This window comes from Aeromicrobium phragmitis, assembly GCF_003674095.1.
GTDB lineage: Bacteria > Actinomycetota > Actinomycetes > Propionibacteriales > Nocardioidaceae > Aeromicrobium > Aeromicrobium phragmitis.
The window spans coordinates 1-348 of record NZ_RDBF01000206.1 but is presented as its reverse complement, the minus strand read 5'-3'; the positions used below and the strand labels follow the sequence as shown (position 1 = coordinate 348).

The window sequence follows — 348 nt, the reverse complement described above, 5'->3', positions numbered from 1 at the left end:
GACGATGCGCTCTGGTCTAGCAACGTGGTGAGCATCTGGGATGGTGCTGATCGCGCTGTCAGCGGTGGAATGAACCACGAGGTCGACTGGTGATCGTTGTCGTCCTCACGGTGGTACCGGAGCGGCTTCGCGGCGACTTGACGCGCTGGCTGCTGGAGATCAGTCCAGGCGTTTACGTCGGTGTCGCCTCCACGCGAGTTCGCGAACGACTCTGGGCCCGCATCGTGGAACTCAGCGCGACCGGCAGGGCAATCATGGTTTACAGCGCCAGGAACGAACAACGGCTCCAGTTCAAGGTCGCCCGGCATCACTGGGAACCGGTGGACCTTGATGGTGTCACGTTGATGC

Annotated in this window: 1 protein-coding gene; it reads left to right on the top strand. The window is 61.8% G+C overall.

The annotated features are described in order from the left end of the window. Positions 1-89 precede the first annotated feature (89 nt). The coding region (gene cas2e / locus D9V41_RS16985; protein WP_121795638.1) for a type I-E CRISPR-associated endoribonuclease Cas2e at positions 90-348 on the top strand (259 nt) is incomplete at its 3' end.